Source organism: Limosilactobacillus reuteri (assembly GCF_002254085.1).
Classification (GTDB): domain Bacteria; phylum Bacillota; class Bacilli; order Lactobacillales; family Lactobacillaceae; genus Limosilactobacillus; species Limosilactobacillus reuteri_K.
In genome coordinates, this window is record NZ_NGPY01000049.1 from 1 (window position 1) to 1068 (window position 1068).

General features: G+C 39.3%; 1 protein-coding gene. It reads left to right on the plus strand.

Going from position 1 to position 1068, the window contains the following annotated elements; all coding sequences use genetic code 11:
* On the plus strand, nucleotides 1–681 hold a 681-nt coding region (locus CBG10_RS08290; RefSeq protein WP_225361757.1), incomplete at its 5' end, for an SDR family oxidoreductase.
* Nucleotides 682–1068 lie beyond the last annotated feature (387 nt).

Here is a 1068-nt window from a genome sequence, read left to right on the forward strand (position 1 = left end):
GAATTGAATACTTTACAAATACATTTATTTCAGCTAAAAGAAATGACCTTACTGCAACGGAATTTCGTTACGGCAAAGCCAATTAATTTTTATTATTTAGTGTGTAAACTTGACAGGGTACAGTACCTGGTTTACATCAGTACCGATTATGTCTTTGATGGGACCAATGAAGGCGAGTATGAAGTTGATGCGCTCACTAATCCACGAAATGAATATGGTAAAGCTAAACTTGCCGGTGAAAAAGCAATCCAGGAAACCTTAGCTGATTACTATATCATTCGGACATCCTGGGTCTTTGGTAAATACGGTAAGAATTTTGTATACACGATGCTCCGTCTTGCCAAAGACCATGATAAGCTCACCGTCGTTAACGATCAATTTGGCCGCCCAACGTGGACTAGAACCCTAGCAGAGTTTATGACTTACTTAGTCGATCATAATCAGCCATTCGGTACCTACCAGCTATCTAACGAGAATAGTTGTTCCTGGTATGAATTCGCCACCGAGATCTTAAAGGATAAAGATGTTGAAGTCGCTCCCGTTGATTCTTCAGCATATCCGGCCAAAGCTTACCGCCCTCGTCATTCAGTGATGAGCTTGAAGAAGGCGGAAGATACTGGGTTTGAGATTGTGGATTGGCAGACTGCATTGGGTGAGTTTATGGAAGAAATTGAAGAGTAGAGCGAGAACCGGCTTGGACGCCGGTTCTTGGGGCTCTACAATATCTGGTGTTGATATAGAAATATCACTTTCTATACCAATATCAGATTTTTGTTTTTAAACTCGTCGTTTGTAAAATTAAGTTAGAAAAAATAAAAAGCCATTTGTGATAGACTTTTGAATATCCCTAATCAAAAGAAAGGCAATCACAAATGACCTATAAACATCTTACCACACGTGAATTAACTCTCATAGCTGATTTTTGGTATCAAGGTACTAAGTGTCAAGGGCGGTTTTAAATTGTCATTTTATGGCGGTTTAAAAATGTATGATTTGGGCGGTTTAGGAATTGACCGATGCCAAGCGATATGACTTTCCTTTGATCTTAATCACATGTGAGTGATAGAC